Genomic DNA, 628 nt, shown 5'->3' on the forward strand with positions numbered 1-628 from the left:
TTCTCTTCCTCGGGGTACTAAGATGTTTCAGTTCCCCCGGTTAGCCTCCGGAATGATCCGGATAGGCGGCCTCCTGCCGCCTGGGTTGTCCCATTCGGAAATCCGCGGATCAATGGCCATTTGCGCCTACCCGCGGCTTATCGCAGCTTATCACGTCCTTCTTCGCCTGAATGAGCCAAGGCATCCGCCGTGCGCCCTTTCCTACTTTCGATTGACTCTCCTCTACCCGTCCACATGGGACAGGGGGAGACGCCCATACTTCAGCTGTGTTTTGTGGATGAGCCCCACAAGGGGGACTCTACCTCGCCTATGACAACCTTGCGGCTGCACAGGCTCTACAGTCTTGCTTGTGTCAATATGTCAAAGATCTTGTTCCCTAAAAGGGATGGTTGAGAACGTCGGGGTCGAACCGGCGGGGCGTCGCCCTCATGGGCGGGCTCCCTGGCCAGGTTGGCGGCAAGCATCAGGCTTGTCCAACTTCACTTGGTTCCCAAGGAATGACAGATTCCGTAGACAAGAAGCCGAGGGGTGCGAAACGCACCGTTTGAAAGACTTCCTATTGATAAGCGTCCTCTCCAGAAAGGAGGTGTTCCAGCCGCACCTTCCGGTACGGCTACCTTGTTACGAC

General features: G+C 56.5%; 2 rRNA genes. Both read right to left on the bottom strand.

The window, feature by feature from the left end:
* Positions 1–211 (bottom strand): 23S ribosomal RNA (locus KM934_RS12920); the annotation flags it as partial.
* A gap of 368 nt (positions 212–579) precedes the next feature.
* A 16S ribosomal RNA gene (locus KM934_RS13370) occupies positions 580–628 on the bottom strand; the annotation flags it as partial.

Origin of the sequence: Hallella faecis, from assembly GCF_018789675.1 — a bacterium.
GTDB classification, from domain to species: Bacteria; Bacteroidota; Bacteroidia; order Bacteroidales; family Bacteroidaceae; genus Prevotella; species Prevotella faecis.